Annotated in this window: 21 protein-coding genes; 11 read left to right on the top strand and 10 right to left on the bottom strand. The window is 57.0% G+C overall.

Annotated elements, in window-relative coordinates; all coding sequences use genetic code 11:
* Positions 1 to 61: 61 nt before the first annotated feature.
* The 9 genes from infA to QPL95_RS02105 all read right to left on the bottom strand — a co-directional run bounded on the left by infA (position 62) and on the right by QPL95_RS02105 (position 6,899).
* Entirely contained in the window at positions 62 to 280 is a 219-nt protein-coding gene (gene infA / locus QPL95_RS02065) for a translation initiation factor IF-1 (RefSeq protein ID WP_044386042.1), read from the bottom strand.
* Between the two features lie 81 nt (positions 281 to 361).
* Positions 362 to 1,075: an arginyltransferase gene (locus QPL95_RS02070; RefSeq protein WP_303289348.1), complete on the bottom strand. Its 714-nt coding sequence runs from the start codon at positions 1,073 to 1,075 to the stop codon at positions 362 to 364.
* On the bottom strand, positions 1,076 to 1,789 hold the full coding sequence (gene aat, locus QPL95_RS02075) for a leucyl/phenylalanyl-tRNA--protein transferase (protein WP_303289349.1): 714 nt from the start codon (positions 1,787 to 1,789) through the stop codon (positions 1,076 to 1,078).
* Positions 1,790 to 1,804: 15 nt separating this feature from the next.
* Positions 1,805 to 2,758, bottom strand: a complete 954-nt coding sequence (trxB, locus tag QPL95_RS02080; protein ID WP_303289350.1) for a thioredoxin-disulfide reductase — start codon at positions 2,756 to 2,758, stop codon at positions 1,805 to 1,807.
* Positions 2,759 to 2,910: 152 nt separating this feature from the next.
* The gene (locus QPL95_RS02085) at positions 2,911 to 3,822 is read right to left on the bottom strand and encodes a MoxR family ATPase (RefSeq protein ID WP_303289351.1); all 912 of its coding nucleotides are present in this window, start codon (positions 3,820 to 3,822) and stop codon (positions 2,911 to 2,913) included.
* A gap of 7 nt (positions 3,823 to 3,829) precedes the next feature.
* A complete protein-coding gene (locus QPL95_RS02090) occupies positions 3,830 to 4,753 on the bottom strand; it encodes a carbon-nitrogen hydrolase (RefSeq protein WP_303289352.1) in 924 nt (307 codons plus the stop codon).
* Entirely contained in the window at positions 4,750 to 5,802 is a 1,053-nt protein-coding gene (locus QPL95_RS02095) for an agmatine/peptidylarginine deiminase (RefSeq protein ID WP_303289353.1), read from the bottom strand. The genes QPL95_RS02090 and QPL95_RS02095 overlap by 4 nt, the downstream gene beginning before the upstream one ends.
* Before the next feature lie 100 nt (positions 5,803 to 5,902).
* Positions 5,903 to 6,208, bottom strand: coding sequence for a hypothetical protein (locus tag QPL95_RS02100; protein ID WP_303289354.1), 306 nt, complete (start codon positions 6,206 to 6,208; stop codon positions 5,903 to 5,905).
* 103 nt (positions 6,209 to 6,311) lie between these two features.
* A complete protein-coding gene (locus QPL95_RS02105; protein ID WP_303289355.1) occupies positions 6,312 to 6,899 on the bottom strand; it encodes a PilZ domain-containing protein in 588 nt (195 codons plus the stop codon).
* 95 nt (positions 6,900 to 6,994) lie between these two features.
* Here QPL95_RS02105 and QPL95_RS02110 point away from each other — a divergent pair, with 95 nt between their 5' ends.
* Both QPL95_RS02110 and lolD read left to right on the top strand, forming a co-directional pair.
* On the top strand, positions 6,995 to 8,239 hold the full coding sequence (locus tag QPL95_RS02110) for a lipoprotein-releasing ABC transporter permease subunit (RefSeq protein ID WP_303289356.1): 1,245 nt from the start codon (positions 6,995 to 6,997) through the stop codon (positions 8,237 to 8,239).
* Positions 8,232 to 8,942, top strand: a complete 711-nt coding sequence (lolD, locus tag QPL95_RS02115) for a lipoprotein-releasing ABC transporter ATP-binding protein LolD (RefSeq protein WP_303289357.1) — start codon at positions 8,232 to 8,234, stop codon at positions 8,940 to 8,942. Before QPL95_RS02110 ends, lolD begins: the two co-directional genes overlap by 8 nt.
* On the opposite strand, the gene QPL95_RS02120 is transcribed toward lolD, so the two are convergent.
* A complete protein-coding gene (locus QPL95_RS02120) occupies positions 8,930 to 9,475 on the bottom strand; it encodes a DUF2062 domain-containing protein (protein ID WP_303289358.1) in 546 nt (181 codons plus the stop codon). The genes lolD and QPL95_RS02120 overlap by 13 nt on opposite strands.
* Before the next feature lie 80 nt (positions 9,476 to 9,555).
* Here QPL95_RS02120 and QPL95_RS02125 point away from each other — a divergent pair, with 80 nt between their 5' ends.
* From QPL95_RS02125 to murB, 9 genes are all read left to right on the top strand, one after another.
* A complete protein-coding gene (locus QPL95_RS02125) occupies positions 9,556 to 12,000 on the top strand; it encodes a DNA internalization-related competence protein ComEC/Rec2 (RefSeq protein ID WP_303289359.1) in 2,445 nt (814 codons plus the stop codon).
* Positions 12,001 to 12,072: 72 nt separating this feature from the next.
* Positions 12,073 to 12,699 carry a MotA/TolQ/ExbB proton channel family protein gene (locus QPL95_RS02130; protein WP_303289360.1) on the top strand — a complete coding sequence of 209 codons (627 nt, stop codon included), beginning with the start codon at positions 12,073 to 12,075 and terminating at the stop codon, positions 12,697 to 12,699.
* Positions 12,700 to 12,704: 5 nt separating this feature from the next.
* Positions 12,705 to 13,130: a biopolymer transporter ExbD gene (locus QPL95_RS02135; RefSeq protein WP_303289361.1), complete on the top strand. Its 426-nt coding sequence runs from the start codon at positions 12,705 to 12,707 to the stop codon at positions 13,128 to 13,130.
* Positions 13,127 to 14,899: a lipid A export permease/ATP-binding protein MsbA gene (gene msbA / locus QPL95_RS02140; protein WP_303289362.1), complete on the top strand. Its 1,773-nt coding sequence runs from the start codon at positions 13,127 to 13,129 to the stop codon at positions 14,897 to 14,899. The genes QPL95_RS02135 and msbA overlap by 4 nt, the downstream gene beginning before the upstream one ends.
* Positions 14,896 to 15,954, top strand: a complete 1,059-nt coding sequence (gene lpxK / locus QPL95_RS02145; RefSeq protein WP_303289363.1) for a tetraacyldisaccharide 4'-kinase — start codon at positions 14,896 to 14,898, stop codon at positions 15,952 to 15,954. The genes msbA and lpxK overlap by 4 nt, the downstream gene beginning before the upstream one ends.
* The gene (locus tag QPL95_RS02150) at positions 15,947 to 16,135 is read left to right on the top strand and encodes a Trm112 family protein (RefSeq protein WP_303289364.1); all 189 of its coding nucleotides are present in this window, start codon (positions 15,947 to 15,949) and stop codon (positions 16,133 to 16,135) included. Before lpxK ends, QPL95_RS02150 begins: the two co-directional genes overlap by 8 nt.
* A 23-nt stretch (positions 16,136 to 16,158) precedes the next feature.
* Positions 16,159 to 16,944, top strand: a complete 786-nt coding sequence (gene kdsB / locus QPL95_RS02155) for a 3-deoxy-manno-octulosonate cytidylyltransferase (RefSeq protein ID WP_303289365.1) — start codon at positions 16,159 to 16,161, stop codon at positions 16,942 to 16,944.
* Positions 16,937 to 17,416: a low molecular weight protein-tyrosine-phosphatase gene (locus QPL95_RS02160; RefSeq protein WP_303289366.1), complete on the top strand. Its 480-nt coding sequence runs from the start codon at positions 16,937 to 16,939 to the stop codon at positions 17,414 to 17,416. Before kdsB ends, QPL95_RS02160 begins: the two co-directional genes overlap by 8 nt.
* On the top strand, positions 17,413 to 18,444 hold the full coding sequence (gene murB, locus QPL95_RS02165) for a UDP-N-acetylmuramate dehydrogenase (protein WP_303289367.1): 1,032 nt from the start codon (positions 17,413 to 17,415) through the stop codon (positions 18,442 to 18,444). The genes QPL95_RS02160 and murB overlap by 4 nt, the downstream gene beginning before the upstream one ends.
* Positions 18,445 to 18,468: the final 24 nt, after the last annotated feature.

Below are 18,468 nucleotides of genomic sequence, written 5' to 3' on the forward strand. Positions count from 1 at the left end.
CAGTTCTTTTGGCAACAAAAAAGCCCCGCATACGCGGGGCTTTTCAGATGTCACACGAGCATTAACGGGCGCGGTAAACGATGCGGCCTTTGCTCAGGTCGTAGGGAGTCAGCTCAACCTTGACCTTGTCGCCGGTCAGGATGCGAATGTAGTTCTTACGCATTTTTCCTGAGATGTGGGCGGTCACAACGTGTCCGTTGGACAGCTCAACGCGGAACATAGTGTTTGGAAGAGTATCAAGAATAACCCCTTCCATTTCAATGACATCTGATTTCGCCATTCAGTAAAAACCTCGTTCGGAATACTTTTCGGTGATTTTAAATTGCGCAATTCTGCCTGAATTCTCAACGTTTGGCAAAATTCACTGTGTTTTCATTTCTCGCCAGTGGCCGTCCTGCAGCGCTTCTATAGGTTTGTAGCGGGTTTTATAGTTCATTTTCTTGCACTCTTTTATCCAGTAACCCAGGTAAAGGTGGGGCAGGTCGCGCCGCCTGGCCTCTTCAATCTGCCAGAGCACGGCAAAGGTGCCCAGGCTGCGATGCTCATGTTCCGGGGAAAATACGGTGTAAATGGCTGAGAGGCCGTCATCAAGCAGGTCTATGGCGGCCAGCCCGATCAGTTCGTCGCTGTCGCTGATTTCAAGAAACCAGGAGTCCGTGGTGCCTTCAACCAGAAACGACGTGAATTGCTCCCGGGAGGGCGGGTACATGTCACCATCCTGGTGGCGCTCTTCGATGTAATGGGCATAAAGCCGGTAGTACCGCTCAGTGAAGGCTGCGGGTACCAGCCTGCATTCGAGGTCTTTGTTCCGGTTCAGAACCCTGCGCTGATTCCTGTCCGGCACAAACTCATCCACCTTCAGGCGAACCGGGATGCAGGCATTGCATTGTTCACAGTGAGGGCGGTAGTAATGGGAACCACTGCGCCGGAAGCCCAGGGCTGTCAACTGGCTATACAGTTTCTTATCGATGTGTGCCCTGGGATCCACAAACATGGTCGTGGCTTCCCTGTCAGGCAGGTAGCTGCAATCATGGGCAGGGGTTGCGAAGAACACGAGCGTTCTGAGGTTACTCATTCACACCTCCGGACCGGGCCATTGCCAGCTGAAGGCCCAGTCTGGTTGATCAGGTTTACGATCGACACATGCCCTGAGTATAGATAGAAATTCGGTTCTCGGAATAGTTCTTGCGCCCATGCTCAGCAGGTGGCTGCTTTCGACCTGGCAATCCATCAGCTGATAACCCCAAACCCTCAACTGGTTGGCAAGGTGGACCATCAGTACCTTGGAGGCATTAGTCTCCAGGGAGAACATGGACTCTCCGAAGAAGCACCTACCGAGAGCTACCCCGTACATGCCTCCGACCAGCTCGTTGGCCGGGTTCCAGACCTCGATCGAGTGAGCCACTCCCATGCGATGCAATTGTGAGTATGCCGAAATCATGTCATCCGTGATCCAGGTGCCTTCTGCGCGGGTTGATGCGCAAAGCCTGATTACCCGGCTGAAACACTGATCAGCGGTTATTCGGAAGTAGCGTTGGTTAAGCGTGCGCCTGAGGCTCCGGGATACATGGATTTCTCCGGGTATCAGAACGCATCGGGGGTTGGGTGACCACCATAAAATGGGTTGGTCATCACTGAACCAGGGGAAAATACCGTTTCGGTAGGCCAGCAACAGGCGATCGGCAGAAAGGTCGCCGCCCACAGCCAGCAGACCGTCCGGATCCTCCAGCGCTTCTTCAGCCGGTGGAAACCAGAGTTCGTCCGTTTCTAGCCAGGGCAACGACGTCATGCTGTGGTTGTCAGCCTATCCCTGCTGATCCAGGTACTTTTCCGCGTCCAGAGCCGCCATGCAGCCGAAGCCAGCCGAAGTGACAGCCTGACGGTAAACATGATCCGCGACATCGCCGGCGGCAAAAACGCCGGGAATGCTGGTTTGTGTGGCCATACCGTTAAGCCCGGACTGGATGCGAAGGTAGCCGTTTTCCATGTCCAGCTGACCTTCGAACAAGCTTGTGTTGGGCTTGTGTCCGATCGCAATGAATACCCCGGCCAGATCGATGTCCCGGGTACTGCCGTCCTCGGTACTCTTGATGCGCATTCCGGTGACGCCGGTTCCGTCACCCAAAACTTCATCCAGGGTGTGATTCCAGACGATGTTCACGTTGCCGTTTTCGGCCTTTTCGAACAGTTTGTCCTGCAGAATTTTTTCGGAGCGCAGCTTGTCACGACGATGAACCAGGGTCACCTCATCGGCAATATTGGACAGATAGAGGGCCTCCTCAACGGCCGTGTTACCACCACCAATAACCGCGACTTTCTGTTTGCGATAGAAAAAACCGTCGCAGGTTGCACAGGCCGACACACCCTGGCCTTTGAATTTTTCTTCAGACTCCAGGCCGAGGTACATGGCCGAGGCGCCGGTTGCAATGATCAGTGCGTCGCAGGTGTATTCGCCGCCGTCGCCTTTCAGCCGGAATGGACGGTTTTGCAGGTCAGCCTCATTGATGGTGTCGTAAACGATCTTTGTTTCGAAACGTTCTGCGTGCTTCTGCATGCGCTGCATCAGTTCCGGGCCCTGAACGCCATCATTGTCGCCCGGCCAGTTGTCTACGTCTGTGGTCGTTGTCAGCTGCCCGCCCACTTCGATACCGGTAATCAAGGTCGGATTCAGGTTAGCACGGGCTGCGTATACAGCAGCGGTATAGCCGGCCGGGCCGGAGCCAAGAATGATCAGGCGGGAGTGTTGGGTTGTGCGCATGGGTTTCTCGCTGGTGTTTTAGATACGTGGTTAGCCCTCGTAGCAAGGGCTGTGCATGTGAAAGATCGCAAAAGGCTAACATGAAATCCGCGGGCGGCCATTCGTTTCAGCCAATCCGTGTCATTAACCTTCGCTATGCGGGCAGTGTCGTATTATTCAAGTACCGATACGCTGGTCAACAACTGGCGAACCCGCTCCTTGCTCTTGCCAGTTTCGCCCTGTTCAAGGCGGTGTTCGGCAACGGAGGGGAAAACCGCCTGAAGGTCATCCGGCAAAACGTGATCCCGTCCTGCCATAAAAGCCCAGGCTTTGGCGGCCCGCAGCAGGCCGAGGCCGGCTCGCGGGGAGAGGCCGTACATGAGCCCGGGCATCCGGCGGCTTTGTTCAAGCAGTCGTTGCAGGTAGTCGAGTAAAGCCGGGCTGGTTGTGATCTTCGCCGCCGCGTTTTGCGCAGCCTCGAGTTCCGATTGAGGCAAAATGGCATGCAGGCGATCTGTCAGGGCTCTGCGGTCTTCTCCTTCAAGCAGTTCTCGCTCGGCCTTTGGGTCTGGGTAACCCAGCTGCAAGCGCATCAGGAAACGGTCCAGTTGGGATTCCGGCAGCGGAAACGTGCCGCCCTGTTCGATGGGATTCTGGGTTGCAATCACAAAAAACGGGGAGGGCAGGGGCCGCGTTTCGCCTTCAATGGACACCTGCCGCTCTTCCATGGCTTCAAGCAGCGCGCTTTGGGTGCGTGGAGACGCCCGGTTGATTTCATCCGCCAACACCACCTGGGCGAAGATGGGGCCGGGGTGAAACACCAGGCTGCCAGCCTGTTTGTCGTACATGGAATATCCCAGTACGTCGGCGGGCAAAAGGTCGTTGGTGAACTGGATGCGCTGGTAGCTCAGCCCCATGATCTTCGCCAGCGCATGAGACAGCGTGGTTTTGCCCATTCCGGGGATGTCTTCAATCAGCAGGTGGCCGCGAGCTAGAAGCCCGCACAGGGCGAGGCGTACCTGGGTTTCCTTGCCCAGCAAAATCTTGTTGAGCTCGGCAACAACGCTGTCCATTTTCTGTTTCATGCAGACCTCAATCCCTCACCCGTTTCAGAATGTCCTCATACGCATCAATGCGCCGGTCTCTGAGATACGGCCAGATCCGCCGTACAGATTCAGTGCGGTTACGATCCAGGGTGGTCGTCAGAATACACTCATGCTGATCGTCAGCGCGGGCCAGAAACTCCCCCTGCGGCCCACAGATAAAACTGTTGCCCCAAAACCGGATGCCGTCACCCTGGCCTGAGGGATCAGGTTCGATACCCACCCGATTTGGGGCAATCACCGGCAAGTTGTTGGCGACGGCATGACCGCGCTGAACGGTTATCCAGGCTTCGAGCTGGCGGGCCCGCTCCTCGGGCTCGTCGGTCATATCCCAGCCAATAGCGGTGGGGTAAATCAGGATGTCGGCGCCGGCGAGCGCCATCAGCCGGGCGGCTTCCGGGTACCACTGGTCCCAGCATACCAGCACACCCAGATTGCCAACGGAGGTTTTGATGGGGGTAAAACCACTGTGGCCTTCGTTAAAGCGGGCGTCGCCCGGGGTGAAGTAGAACTTCTCATAAAACCCGGGGTCGTCCGGAATGTGCATCTTCCGGTAGATCCCGGCGAGGCTGCCATCTGTGTCAAACACCACAGACGTGTTGTGGTAAACGCCGTTCATCCGGCGCTCGAAAATCGAGCCAACCAGCACAATGCCGAGTTCTTTTGCCAGTTTGGAAAGGCGGTTACTGGTCGGGCCGGGAATGGGCTCTGCCAGCTCAAAAACGGCGGTATCTTCTGTCTGGCAAAAGTACAGTGTTGCGTGCAGTTCCTGTAAAACCACGAGTTGGGCGCCACCATTGACCGCTTCGCGGATCAGTCGTTCTGATGTGGCCAGGCTGAGGGCTTTGTCGTCGCTGCAGGTTTGCTGGATGGCGGCGATGGTCAACGCATTGGCGGAGGTCGTCTGGCTCATAGGGTTACCACTCCCGCAGGTATCTGCATGGTGACACAGTGCAGGCTGCCGTGCTGATGTATCAGGGGACGGCAGTTAATCGGCACGATTTCGCGGTCCGGGAAGATGTCGCCCATAATCCGGATCGCCTCCTGATCCTGGGGCACATCGTACACTGGCAGAAGTACAGCACCATTGATAATCAGAAAGTTGGCGTAGGTGGCTGGTAGTCGCTCGCCGTCTTCATCGTGAATAGCGTCCGGCCAGGGCAGGGCGGTGAGTTTATAAGGGCTGCCATTCTTCTGGTGAAATTCCTGCAGCTCCTCTTCCATCGCGGCCAGGGCGCTATAATGCTCATCGGCGACGTCCGGGCAGGCAACGTAGCAGATATGGTCGGGTGCGCAGAACCGTGCCAGGGTATCGATATGGCTGTCGGTGTCGTCACCGGCCAGGTAGCCATGGTTGAGCCAGAGGATGCGCTCAGCGCCCAGTAATTCGGAAAGTAGCTGCTCGATATTCGAGCGATCCATGGATGGGTTGCGGGAGGGCGTCAGCAGGCATTCGCTGGTGGTGAGGATGGTGCCCTCACCATCGGATTCGATGGAGCCGCCTTCAAGCACAAAGTCGACAGGCTGCATCGGGTGTTCACCAAATACGCGGGCGTTTGCAAGGTGCTGGTTCAGGGCGTCGTCTTTCTCCCAGGTGAACTTGCCGCCCCAGGAGTTGAACCGGAAATCCAGCAGTGCCGGGCCATCGGTTGTCTCGACTGTGATCGGGCCGTGATCCCTGGCCCAGGTGTCGTCTGCCGGAGCGGGCACGGTGATGACTCGTCCCGGCAGGTTGTTGCTTTCGGCCCAGTCGTTCAGCTCCCGGTCCAGTTGCTGCAGGCGGGCGACAAACTCGCAACTAATGAGCAGGTGCTCAAAACGAAGAACGGCCTTGGCAATGGCCAGGAAAACCGGCTCTACTTCGTTCATCATCCGGGCCCAATCGGTTCCCGGATGGGGCCAGGTCAGCATGACTGCGCTCTGGGGAGCCCACTCCGCATGCAAAACTCGCTTGGAAGTCACTGTATTAAGCCACCTTGGTTCGCAAAAACCGCCATTCTATCTGACCGCTGAGGGAACGTCAGGCTATGGGCAGAGAAAATTGAACCTGTATGTTGCGTGCTCAGTTTTTAGCGCGCTTTACGACGGCATGCACGACCCGATCGTGCTCGAAATAGACCACAAAGTTGTCGTAGTGCCACTGACTGATAGGCGGCTCGCCGACCGGACCACGAATGTCCTTCGGGGTGCCCCAGCGGGTGCGCACGGAGTCCTGGCTCATACCGTTGCTGGGCAGGCTGACCTGGCTTCGGTCGGCCTGACTGCCCACCGGAATGGCGAGATCTTCTGCCTGCACGGCGGGGATGGTTCCCGCTGACATCACAGCCGCCATGGTGAATGCGGCAAGCAGGTTTCGATTGTTTTTCATTGGGTTCTCCATTGACGCCTGGTTCTCCGCAGATTGTCTGCAGCACATGGATAAAACGTAATATCGCGAAAAGCTTAGCAAAAGCCAGCACTTTTTCGTGAGTTTACTCTTTTTGTTTTTGTCGAATCTGCCAACGCATCACATGCCGTGCAATTTGCTGGCGGTCGCTTTCGTCGAGATCGATGAATTCGGCCTGAACCCATGCGCCTCCCGCTGTGTCTGGCTCGGCACTCACTACTTCGGCGACAGCCTGTGGTTGGTAGAGCTCCGGGGGAAGCGTCATTCTCACGGCAATACGGTCGCCGGCTTGCCAGCTGGAGGAAGGGCTGAAAAATGCCAGTCCGCCCTCGCTCAGTGTCACATCCTGCCAGTCATCAGGTTGCAACGGATTTTGCTCAAAGGCGATAATGCGCGCCAGCGTATCCATCTTGCTGTTCAGGGACTTAATCAGTCCTGTCAGCAAGCGGTCGCGTTCGGCAAGGTTGGCCAGGTGTGTTTTTATATCCTGGTCGAGCCGACGGAATTCAGCTTTAAGAGATTCCAGGGGCGTGTCGGTAAACAGGTCGGGGTCGGCCTTGTGCTGGTTATCCAGCCGGCGAACTTCAAGGCCGATGCGGTCCTGTATTCTGAAAAAATCCCGACGGTCCTGAGGCGCGCGTGTCTCCGGGGCCGATGTATCTTTGCTTGGCATCCTGTCTCCGGATGGCTGAGTTTTTGGTTGATATAAAGTAGTTTAGCAGTTTCTTAAACCACGACAGACCTGAAGGTATCGACAGGCTCCTCCCCATGTTCAGACCCTTATCGTTTTACATTGGCTTGCGGTACACCGCCGCCAAGCGACGTAACCACTTTATTTCGTTTATCTCACTCACGTCCATGATTGGCCTGATGCTGGGGGTTGCGGTACTCATAATCGTACTGTCAGTGATGAACGGCTTTGACCGGGAACTCAAACAACGGATTCTCGGCATGGTTCCCCATGCCACGATCCAGGGTGCGTCCGGCCCGCTCAATGATTGGCAGGAGCTGGACGAACGTGTTCAGCAGCACCCGCGTGTTCTGGCGGCTGCACCCTTTATTCAGGGGCAGGGCATGATTACCGGCGGCGGCAATGTTCGCGGCGTCATGCTGAGCGGCATCCTTCCCGAGCAGGAAGCCTCGGTTTCAATCATTGAAAATCATTTTATTGAAGGCGGTCTGGATCAACTGCAGCCGGGCGAGTTTGGCATCATTATCGGCAAGCTGATGGCCAACAGCTTGCGGCTGGCGGTTGGTGACAAACTGACGGTGGTGCTGCCAGAGGCTTCCGTGACCCCCGCAGGTGTGTTGCCAAGGCTTAAGCGGTTCACGGTCAAAGGAATTTTCAGTGTCGGCGCCGAGCTTGATGGTAACTATGCGCTTATTCACATGGACGACGCGTCCCGGTTAATGCGCACCGGTGGCAAGGCCGAAGGTTTGCGGCTGCTCATGGACGATCTGTTTGCGGCTCCGCGGGTGGTTAATGAAGTCGCCACCAGCCTCGGCGGCCGGTTTTATGTCTCCGACTGGACGAGAACCCACGGCAATTTGTTTCAGGCCATTCGAATGGAAAAAACCATGATCGGCTTGTTGCTCATGTTCATTGTTGCCGTGGCTGCCTTCAATATCGTGTCCACGCTGGTTATGGTCGTCACCGACAAGACCGCCGACATCGCTATTCTGAGAACCATGGGGGCCACACCGGGGCGGATCATGCGCATCTTTATTATTCAGGGTGCTGTCATTGGCGTGTTCGGCACGTTGGTTGGGACGGCGCTTGGCGTGTTCGGGGCGCTGAACATCAGTGGATTCATTGCCTGGCTTGAGGCAGCCATGGGGCACCAGTTCCTGAGCGCTGACGTTTACTTCATCAGTTATCTGCCGTCCCAGCTGCAATGGCAGGATGTCATGATAATCAGCAGTGCCGGCCTGGCGATGAGCCTGCTGGCCACGATATACCCGGCCTGGCGCGCGTCCCGGGTCGAACCGGCGGAGGCCCTGCGGTATGAGTGATGTACAGACGGCAAACAAACCAGCGCCACTGGTAATCGACTGCCGGCAGGTAACGAGAACCTACAGTGAAGGTCCGGAAAAGCTTACGATCTTTTCCGATATATCCCTGGAAGTATCCTCGGGCGAAACAGTGGCCATCGTCGGTAGCAGCGGCGCGGGGAAGACAACGTTATTGAACTTGTTGGGGGGGCTGGACAAGCCTTCATCCGGCCAGATCGAAATTTGTGGTCAGAACATACACCTGCTTTCGGAAGCCGGGCGGGCCCGGTTCCGTAACCGGCACCTGGGCTTTGTTTATCAGTTTCACCATCTCCTGCCGGAATTCACGGCACTTGAAAATGTCATGATGCCGTGTGCGCTGGGCGGGCTGTCACCCAGGCAGGCAAAACCCAAGGCCGAAGCTTTGCTGAGGCGGGTGGGCCTGGGTGAAAGACTTCGTCACAAACCGGGTGAGTTGTCTGGTGGTGAGCGCCAGCGGGTTGCCATAGCCCGGGCACTTGTGAACGAACCCAGTTGCGTGCTGATGGATGAGCCAACGGGCAACCTGGATCAGCACACCGGTGAGGGTATACGCGCGTTAATTCAGGATCTGAGAGATAACTCGGGTACGGCGTTTATCATGGTAACCCACGACATGGGCATGGCGAGAAGTCTCGGACGGGTATTGCGGCTGGAACAGGGGCGGCTGGTTCAGGAGGCCTGATTGCCGGCCCGGTCGCGTTTGATTCTGAGGCTTCGGCGCGTTTGCCAGTCAGCCCGGATCTTCCGGCGCCACAGGTACTGAATGGCAAGATAGGCTATGCAGGCCGTCAGTGTCGCCAGCATCAGTGAGCCCAGGTACAGCGGAATGCCGATATCAATCAGCCGACTGCTGATCCAGCTCCAGGACAGTTCAAACTCGAAAGGCATGACGGGTCGGTCAAGAATCCAGGCGCCAACTTTGTAGTTGAAGTAGAACATGGGGGGCATGGTCAACGGATTACTGATCCAGACCAATGCCACCGACAGGGGCATATTGGCGTTAAACCAGATGGCGCAAAAGGCAGCGGCAACCATCTGGAATGGCATCGGTATGAAACAGAACCAGATTCCGATCAGGAAGGCCCTGGCAACGCAGTGGCGGTTGATGTGCCAGAGGTTGGGCTCGTGAAGGATATCGCCCAGAAAATGCAGTGATTTCATCGACCGCACTTTTTCCGGGGTGGGCAAATACCGTTTCATGAACTTCTTCGGCATTGGAAGTTCGGCCTGTCCTGTCGGTATGAATGACAACCGGCAAACAGACATTGCCGGTTTATTTGAATGGAGGACAAGGATTGTCCAGATACTCTCAGCTAAGCCGAAGGGCTGGAGCGACACTTTTCCGCCCCGCAGCTATTCTCGCGTTCTCGTGCGGGGTTATCTTACTGTATAGGTTTGCGGTTGTGCCACCTTATTGGTGGCTGTTTTTATTGCTAATTATACTGCTACCTCTCTACTCACTTCGATCCTCTGGGCTTCACGCACCCTTTGCTTTCCTGTTCTGGGCGGTGGCAGGGCTTGCGTGGGCCGGCTGGCACGCGGATTCCAGATTACAGCATTCCCTGCCTGCGGAAATGGAGCGGGTTCCGCTGACCGTGTCCGGATACCTTTGTGATCTGCCTCAGCCAGGAAGCTTCAACAGCTTGCGGTTTACCTTGTGTGTGTATCGCTGGCATAGCCCACCGGATATGAGTGCCAACCGCAAGCTCCCCGACCGAATCCGGCTCGCCTGGTACGGGAACGCTGACAAGCGCCTGCCTTCGCACCTGCTCAAACTTAAGGTTGTTCTGAAGCGACCCCATGGCAGCCTGAACGCCGAAGGGTTTCGCTATGAAGACTGGCTGTTTCGCCACGGGGTGCGGGCCACCGGCAGTGTGAGGGAAGTCGGGGTGGCGGTGGACGTTCCCTGTGGCGCGTTTTGTCGTTACAGAGCCTGGCACCGGGGTGTGGCTGAGGTGATTCACCGGCACTTCGGGGAGGCAAAGCACTATCCGTTGGTTGCGTCTCTGCTGATGGGTGACCGGGGATACCTGGATGCCTCCCACTGGGATACGCTCAAGGCCACCGGCACCATTCACCTGGTGGCAATCTCGGGCCTTCATCTGGGTTTGGTCGCGCTCGCCTCGGGGCTGCTTGCACGGCGCTTTCTTCTGGCATGGCCGGTCGGATCGATGTCTGAGCGCCGTACCCGAAGTATCGTGTTTGCCGTCGTGCTGGTGTGTTGTTTGTGCTACGCCCTTCTGGCCGGATTTACAGTGCCCACGCAGCGCGCCCTGGTGATGGTTGTTGTCGGTGGCTGGTACCTGCTCAAGGCTCGCGAAACCAGCCCCTGGCACCCTTTTATTGTCGCCTTGGGTCTGGTGTTGTTGGTGGATCCTTTCGCGCCTCTGGATCAGGGTTTCTGGCTTTCCTTTTGTGCTGTGGCTGTGCTGTTACTGGTGTTTAACGGCAGAGTGGGGGCTGTGGGTTGGTGGCGCGGGCTGGTAATCGCCCAGCTGGCCGTTTTTGCCGGATTGTGGCCGGTTCTGGAAGCGTTTGGGCAGGGGCAGCCGGTTGCGGGCCTTCTGGCTAATCTTCTAGCCATCCCTTTGGTGTCTCTGGTGGTGATGCCGGCCTTGTTTGTCGGGGCTCTGTTAGCGCTGGTCACGCTCGGCCTGTTTTCAGAGGGCGCGATTTGGCTATTTGATGGCGTGCTTGGGACGTTATGGTTTTTGCTGGAGATGGCGCAGTCGATACCGGCACCTCCCATGCCTGACGTTGGCTCGCCGGTATTGCTGGCGATGGCCGCGGTTACGGTGGTTGCCTTGCGTTTTCCTGATGGGCGTTTTCGCGTGCTTGCCGGTTCAACGGTGGTGTGGTTTCTGGTTGTGGCGTACCTGGAAGCCCCGGCACCTGCCAACCCGCCCGTAGCGATGCCTGAAATTCGCATATGGGATGTCGGTCAGGGACTGTCGGTTCTTGTGCGATCAGGTGGCAAGGTATTGCTTTACGATTCGGGCCCTGAGGTGAAAGGCGTTTTCTCCGCCGTGGAATCAGTTTTGATACCAAACCTGGAAGGCCTCGGGCTGAGGCGTCTTGATCATCTGGTTATCAGTCATGGCGACAGTGATCATGCGGGAGGTTTACCGCAGCTGATGAAGGTTTTTCCGGTAACGCTTGTCTCGGGCGGCGAACCCGGTGTTGTTGAGGAGAAGCTTGGGGGCAGCTCTGCGTCTTTGGTGGGGCCGTGCCCCACAGGTGGATTGGATTTCGACGGGCTCGAACTGTCGTTCTGGCGAAGCCTGAAGGAGGCTTCTGGCAATGATGCTTCCTGTGTTCTGAGGGTATTTCATCCTGAGTCCGGGGTGGATCTGATTTTGACGGGTGATATCAGCCGGAAGGTTGAAACCGAGATGCTTGAGAGTCCTGGCTCAGCCTGGCTGGTTGGGTTTATCGGGCAACGTATTCTGATTGCGCCGCATCATGGCAGCAAAACGTCTTCTTCTCGCCGATGGGTTCAGGCCGCTTCACCGGACTGGGTTATCTATACCGCAGGCTATCGGCATCGCTTCGGACATCCCCATCCGGATGTGGTGGCAAGGTACGCTGACGCCGGGGCCGTTGCTTTGAATACGGCTTGCTCAGGCCAGATAACCATAACCCTGACACCGGGAGGTCCGAAGATGAGCGAAGCAAGGCAAACTGCGCCATTCTGGATTGGTGGTCCGGGCCTTACCCGGGACCAATGTAAATTACCGTGACATTCGTGGTGTGGCCTGTGCCGGCAGCTATGCTAAAGTAGCGCGGCTTGTCATTACTCAGGGAGATCAAGCGTGTTTGAGCTGTTGAAAGCTGGTGGCATCCTGATGGTGCCCATTGTTGCCTGTTCCATTCTGGCGCTTGCCATCATTCTGGAGCGGTTCTGGTCTCTGCGGGCTTCCCGCGTGGCACCGCCACAATCAATAAATGAGCTGTGGCGCTGGATCAAGAAAAAAGAGCTAAACGGGCGCAAACTGAAGGCGCTTCAGGGCTCGTCCCCGCTTGGGCGCGTTCTTGCGGGTGGGCTGATTAACGCCAAACATGGTCGTGAGATCATGAAAGAAAGTATTGAGCATGAAGCCAGCCAGGTTATCCATGAGCTGGAACGCTTTCTCAATCCGTTGGGTACCATTGCGACGATCACTCCGTTGCTTGGTCTTCTCGGTACGGTGATCGGTATGATCAAAGTCTTTGCGGAAATCCAGCTGGCCGGTGTTGGTAATGCCGGCAACCTTGCGGGCGGTATTTCCGAAGCACTGATTACCACCGCGTCCGGCCTGAGTGTGGCGATCCCTGCACTGATCGCTCACCGCTACTTCATTCGCCGTGTTGATGAGCTGGTCGTCAACATGGAGCAAGAGGCCATTAAATTGGTGGAAGTGGTTCATGGTGACCGTGAAATCGACGTGGAAGGAGCCTGAACGCCGTGAAGTTCAAGCGCCAGAGAAGCCAGGAAGTCGGAGTAGACCTGACACCACTGATTGATGTGGTCTTCCTGCTGCTGATTTTCTTTATGGTGTCCACAACCTTTACCCGGGAAAGTCATCTGGAAGTGGAGTTGCCGGAAGCCAGTGGTGATCCGGTCGCTTCGTCCGAGATTCGCCAAATTGATGTGGTGATTAACGCCGAAGGTCAATACATCCTTAACCAAAAGACGCTGGTCAACAATCGTCGGGAAACACTGGAGCGGGGTGTCAGCGAACTGGCTGAGGGCGATAACAGCCTGCCATTTATTATTACGGCGGATGCCCGCACTCCCCACGAATACGTTGTCCGGGCCATGGATGTGGCTGGTCGCCTGGGGTTTGCGAAATTGAGCATAACCACAGAACGGGAGTCTGAGAATCCGTGATTGATTCAAGGCCGGAGCCTCTTGCAGCTCCGCCAACCGGAAGCTGGGTCACCTACAAGCGCCTGCTTGCGTATGTGAAACCCTTCTGGCTGGCCTTTTCCCTCGCTGTTCTGGGTAACGTCATCTATGCCGCGGCATCTACGGGTATGGCTGCCGCAATGGAGTATGTGATCACGGCGATAGAGAATCCGACGTCCCAGAACCGGCTGATGCTGACGGGCCTGATTGTCGGGGTCTTTGCGCTTCGCGGCCTTGGCACCTTCTTCAGTCAGTATTTCATCAGTTACGTTGGCCGAAACGTCATCAACGCGCTGCGCAACGATGTGTTCGACCGGTTAATGACCCTGCCGTCCCGATATTTTGATGACAATGCCGCTGGCCGCCTGGTGTCCAAGCTGACGTTCAATGTAGAGCAGGTGGCAGAAGCATCAACCAATGCCATCACGATTACCCTGAGGGAAGGGCTCACCATTATTGGTTTGCTCGGCTTCATGATCTACACCAATTGGAAGCTGACGTTGGTGTTCCTGACGGTCGGCCCGGTTATTGGGCTGGTGGTTAGTTATGCCAGTAAGCGGTTCCGCAAGATAAGCCAGCGCATTCAGGGTTCCATGGGCGATATCACCCATGTGGCCTCGGAATCCATTTCCGGCTACCGGGTGGTTCGTACCTTCGGTGGTGAGGACTACGAGCGTGAGCGGTTTCGCGATGTCAGCGCCCGCAACCTCAAACAGAGCCTGAAAATGGCTTCTACCCAGGCGATCAGTGTGCCGGTCATTCAGGTGCTCGTGGCGGTTGCTATTGCGGCGCTGGTCTGGACGATGCTGTCGCCGGAAATTCGCGGCGAAATGTCCACAGGCCAGTTGGTCGCGTTTATCACCGCCGCAACGACCATGGCCAAACCTATCCGCCAGGTGACCTCGGTGCACGCCAAAATCCAGAAGGGCGTGGCCGCAGCCTACGATGTCTTTGAAACCATGGATGAAAAGGCTGAGGAAGATCCCGGCGAGTATGCACCAGCCCGGGTAGACGGGCATCTTGAGTTCGATCAGGTGTGCTTCCGCTATCGTGATCAGATGGACAATGTGCTTGAAGGCATTACCGTCGACATACCAGCAGGGCAGAGCGTGGCGCTGGTTGGCCGTTCAGGTAGCGGCAAGTCCACGATGGTGAGTCTGTTGCCTCGTTTCTATGAATACACCGGTGGTGACATCCGTATTGATGGCCACTCACTGAAGGCGTTTTCGCTGAAAGCCCTGCGCGCGCAGATTGCCCTGGTTACCCAGAATGTGGTGCTGTTCAACGACTCCATCGCAGCGAACATTGCGTACGGTGCCCTGCGCGAGTGCAGCCGGGATGAGATTCGCGAAGCCGCGGCCAAAGCCCACGCGCTCGAGTTTATTGACCGTATGCCCGACGGCCTCGACACCATGATTGGCGACAATGGCGTCATGCTGTCGGGTGGCCAGCGCCAGCGCCTGGCCATTGCCCGGGCTTTGCTCAAGAACGCGCCGGTTCTGATTCTGGATGAGGCGACGTCGGCACTCGACACCGAATCCGAGCGCCACATTCAGGAAGCTCTGGAAACGGTTATGCAGGGCCGAACGACACTGGTTATTGCGCACCGCTTGTCTACCATCGAGAAGGCGGACCGGATACTGGTCATGGAGAAAGGGCACATTGTTGAGTCCGGAACCCACAGTGAATTGCTGGCAGCGGGTGGCGCCTATGCCCAACTGCACCAGATACAGTTCAGTGAGCATGCATGAGCAGCCCGGTTGACCGTTTTTGGTACGGCCAGGGTCGGCCGCTGGCGGTGTTGGCGCCACTGGCCTGGTTGTATCGCGTCATCTCCGAATCGAAACGACGAAAAGCCTGGCAGGCCCGCAATGAAAGTTTGCCGGTGCCGGTTGTGGTTGTCGGCAATATCACTGCCGGCGGTACAGGAAAGTCGCCGCTGACGGCCCGCCTGGTTGAGCGCATGCGCCAGGAAGGTTGGCAACCGGTGATTCTCAGTCGTGGTTATGGCGGCAAAAGCGACAGCTATCCACTATTAGTCAAAAACACGACGCCACCCGGCGTATGCGGAGATGAGCCTTTGATGCTCGCGCTGGCCACTGGCTGCCCTGTGGTCGTTGACCCTGATCGTTGCCGGGGTGCGCATTGGGCGCTCGAGCAGCAGCTTGGTAACGTGCTGATCTGTGACGACGGGCTTCAGCATTACCGGTTGCCGAGAGATATCGAATTGGCGGTTTTTGATGCCAGGCGGGGGGTCGGTAATGGCGCGTTGATTCCGGTCGGACCGCTCAGAGAGCCACTGGAGCGCCTGAAAACCGTTGATTTCGTGATTGTGAACGGTGCTGAGTTTCCGCAGCCCGGTCATCGTATCGAGGAATTTGCCGGCGCGGATCATCCTGATATTCACGCCATGTCGCTTCAGCCTGCTTCTCTGGTTAACCTGAATTCTGGCAAGCAGGTTGAACCGGAAGCCCTCAAAGGCAAGTCGGTCAGGGCAGTGGCGGGTATTGGCAACCCCTCGCGATTCTTCGATACCCTGAGACATTTGGGTGCGCACGTACAGGAAGCGGCTTTTCCGGATCACCACCGTTTCCGGCCTGAGGATCTGGCATCTGGCGCTCTTGAATGGTTGGTGATGACGGCCAAAGACGCCGTTAAGTGTCGGGGATTCGCACCCGACAACGCCTGGGTCTTGACGGTTGATGCCTGTCTGTCAGAACCTTTTGAACAACGCTTTCTGCAACGGCTCAGGGAATGTTCTGAGCCGTTGCACCCTCAAGTTACCGAGAGATCAAACGATGGATAAGAAACTGTTGGCGATGCTGGCGTGCCCGGTATGCAAGGGCGAACTCAAGTTGAACGAAGCCCGCACCGAACTTGTGTGTTATCAGGACGCCATGGCCTTCCCGATCCGCGAGGGGATTCCGGTTATGTTGGCTGTTGAAGCCCGCACCCTGAGCACGGATGAACGCCTGGACAAGCACTGAGTTAACCGCAAACAGGACCCCGTATGTCTTTTACTGTCGTGATTCCGGCCCGCTATGCTTCCAGCAGGCTACCGGGCAAACCGTTGGCGATGATTGCCGGCAAACCGATGATCCAGCACGTGTGCGAGCGGGCTCAGGAAAGCCGTGCCGGCCGCGTGGTGGTTGCTACCGACGATGCCAGGATTGAAGAAGCCTGCCGGAGATTCGGAGCTGAGGTGATCATGACATCGCCGCATCACGCCAGCGGTACCGATCGGCTCGAAGAGGTTGCCCGAAAGCTGGGCCTGGAAGCCGATCATCGGGTGGTCAATGTGCAGGGTGATGAGCCCCTTCTGCCTCCGGTATTAATCAATCAGGTTGCTGATAACCTGGAGCAATACCCGGAAGTGGCCATAGCCACGTTGTGCGAGCGCATTCACGACCCGCGCCAGGTGTTTAATCCGAATGTGGTTAAGGTGGTGTTTGATGCCAGGGGCATGGCCCACTATTTCAGCCGGGCCCCCATTCCCTGGGCCCGTGATTTCTGGCCAGCCAATGCGTCTGTTGAAGAGGTTGATTTGCCGGAAGGGGTGGGTTATTTCCGACATATTGGCATTTATGGCTATCGCGCCAGTGTACTGGAGGAGTTTGTTCGCTGGGCGCCAGCACCCACCGAACAGGTTGAGGCGCTGGAGCAGCTAAGGGCGCTATACAACGGTGCTCGCATTCATGTCGATGTTGCTGAGCGACCACCGGCTCCGGGCGTGGATACTGAGGAAGACCTGGATCGCGTGCGAGCTCTGATGGAAGCAGGAGGGCGTTATGCCTGATCAGGCCAGCGTATTGTTTGTTTGCCTTGGCAATATCTGCCGTTCCCCCAGTGCCGAGGGTGTGTTTCGCCGATTGGCCGAAGAGCAGGGGCTGGCGGGTAAGCTTCGGATCGACTCCTGTGGTACCGGCAACTGGCACATCGGGAAAGCGCCGGATGCCCGGGCTGTGGGCGCGGCCGGGCGCAGGGGGATCGACATCAGCGATCTCAAGGCCCGGCAGATTCTGGCAGAGGATCTGGATCGGTTTGACTATGTTCTGGTGATGGATCGCTCGAACCTGGCCGATGTTCGGGAAATGTGGCACCAGAACGGCGGCACAGAGCCGAGACTGTTTCTGGAGTTCAGCCAGTCTGGCCAGGCTGAAGTGCCAGACCCCTATTATGGTGGTGAGGACGGATTCGAGAGGGTACTTGACTTGATTCATGAGGCCAGCGAAGGCCTTCTTGAGGATATACGGGGGCGACTGGCTTGAGTCAGACCCTGGAGATTCTGGATGAGGTCAGCCTGGAAGACCTGAATACCATGGCGATCGCCGCCACGGCCCGGCACTTTGCGGATATCGAAAACCCGGATCAGCTAAAGCAAGCCCTGAATTATGCCCGCGAACACCGGCTGGAAACCCTGGTGTTGGGCGGGGGTAGCAATCTGGTGTTTGCCGGTAACTTCGATGGCCTGGTTCTGCACATGGCCTTGCGGGGCCGAAGCTGGGAGCAGGTCGAGGATGGCAGTGCTGTGCTGGTGCTTGCGGCAGGCGAAAACTGGCACGAAGCCGTCATGTATGCGGCCCGTTCCGGGTATCGAGGTATCGAGAATCTGGCGTTGATTCCCGGTACTGCCGGCGCGGCTCCGGTTCAGAATATCGGCGCCTATGGCGTCGAGCTTTGCGATACCCTGCAAAATGTGACGGCCCTGGATTGTGAATTAATGGAAGTGGTCACCCTGACCGCGGAAGATTGCCAGTTTGCCTATCGGGACAGTATGTTTAAGCGCAACCCTGGCCGTTACATTATTCTGGAGGTTAGGTTGCGGTTGTCCCGGCACATCCCGCTCAAACTCGATTACCAGGATCTGCAGGACTATCTGGGAGAGACGAATACCGCCGAACTGACACCACTGGCCGTCGCTGAAGCCGTGATGGCAGTGCGGCGCAGAAAACTTCCAGATCCTGACGTGTTGCCCAATGCGGGCAGTTTCTTCAAGAATCCGGTGGTCAGTCCGTCACAGTTTGAGGGTCTGAAGGAGCGCTTTCCCGATATCGTTTGTTACCCGTTGACCGACGGTGTGAAGCTGGCAGCGGCCTGGTTAATCGATCAGGCTGGCTGGAAAGGTTTTCGCAATGCACGGGTAGGCATTCACAACCGGCAGGCTTTAGTGCTGATCAATCACTCCGGTGGCTCGGGGGATGATGTGCTTGCCTTGGCTGAAGAAGTGCGTGGGTCGGTGCGGAAAAAGTTTGGCGTAGAGCTTGAAATGGAGCCCGGGATCGTAGGAACCCGCTGACCCATCGGTTAAGACGTTCCGGGC

Origin of the sequence: Marinobacter sp. SS5-14b (assembly GCF_030541005.1) — a bacterium.
In the GTDB taxonomy this organism is placed as follows: Bacteria; Pseudomonadota; Gammaproteobacteria; order Pseudomonadales; family Oleiphilaceae; genus Marinobacter.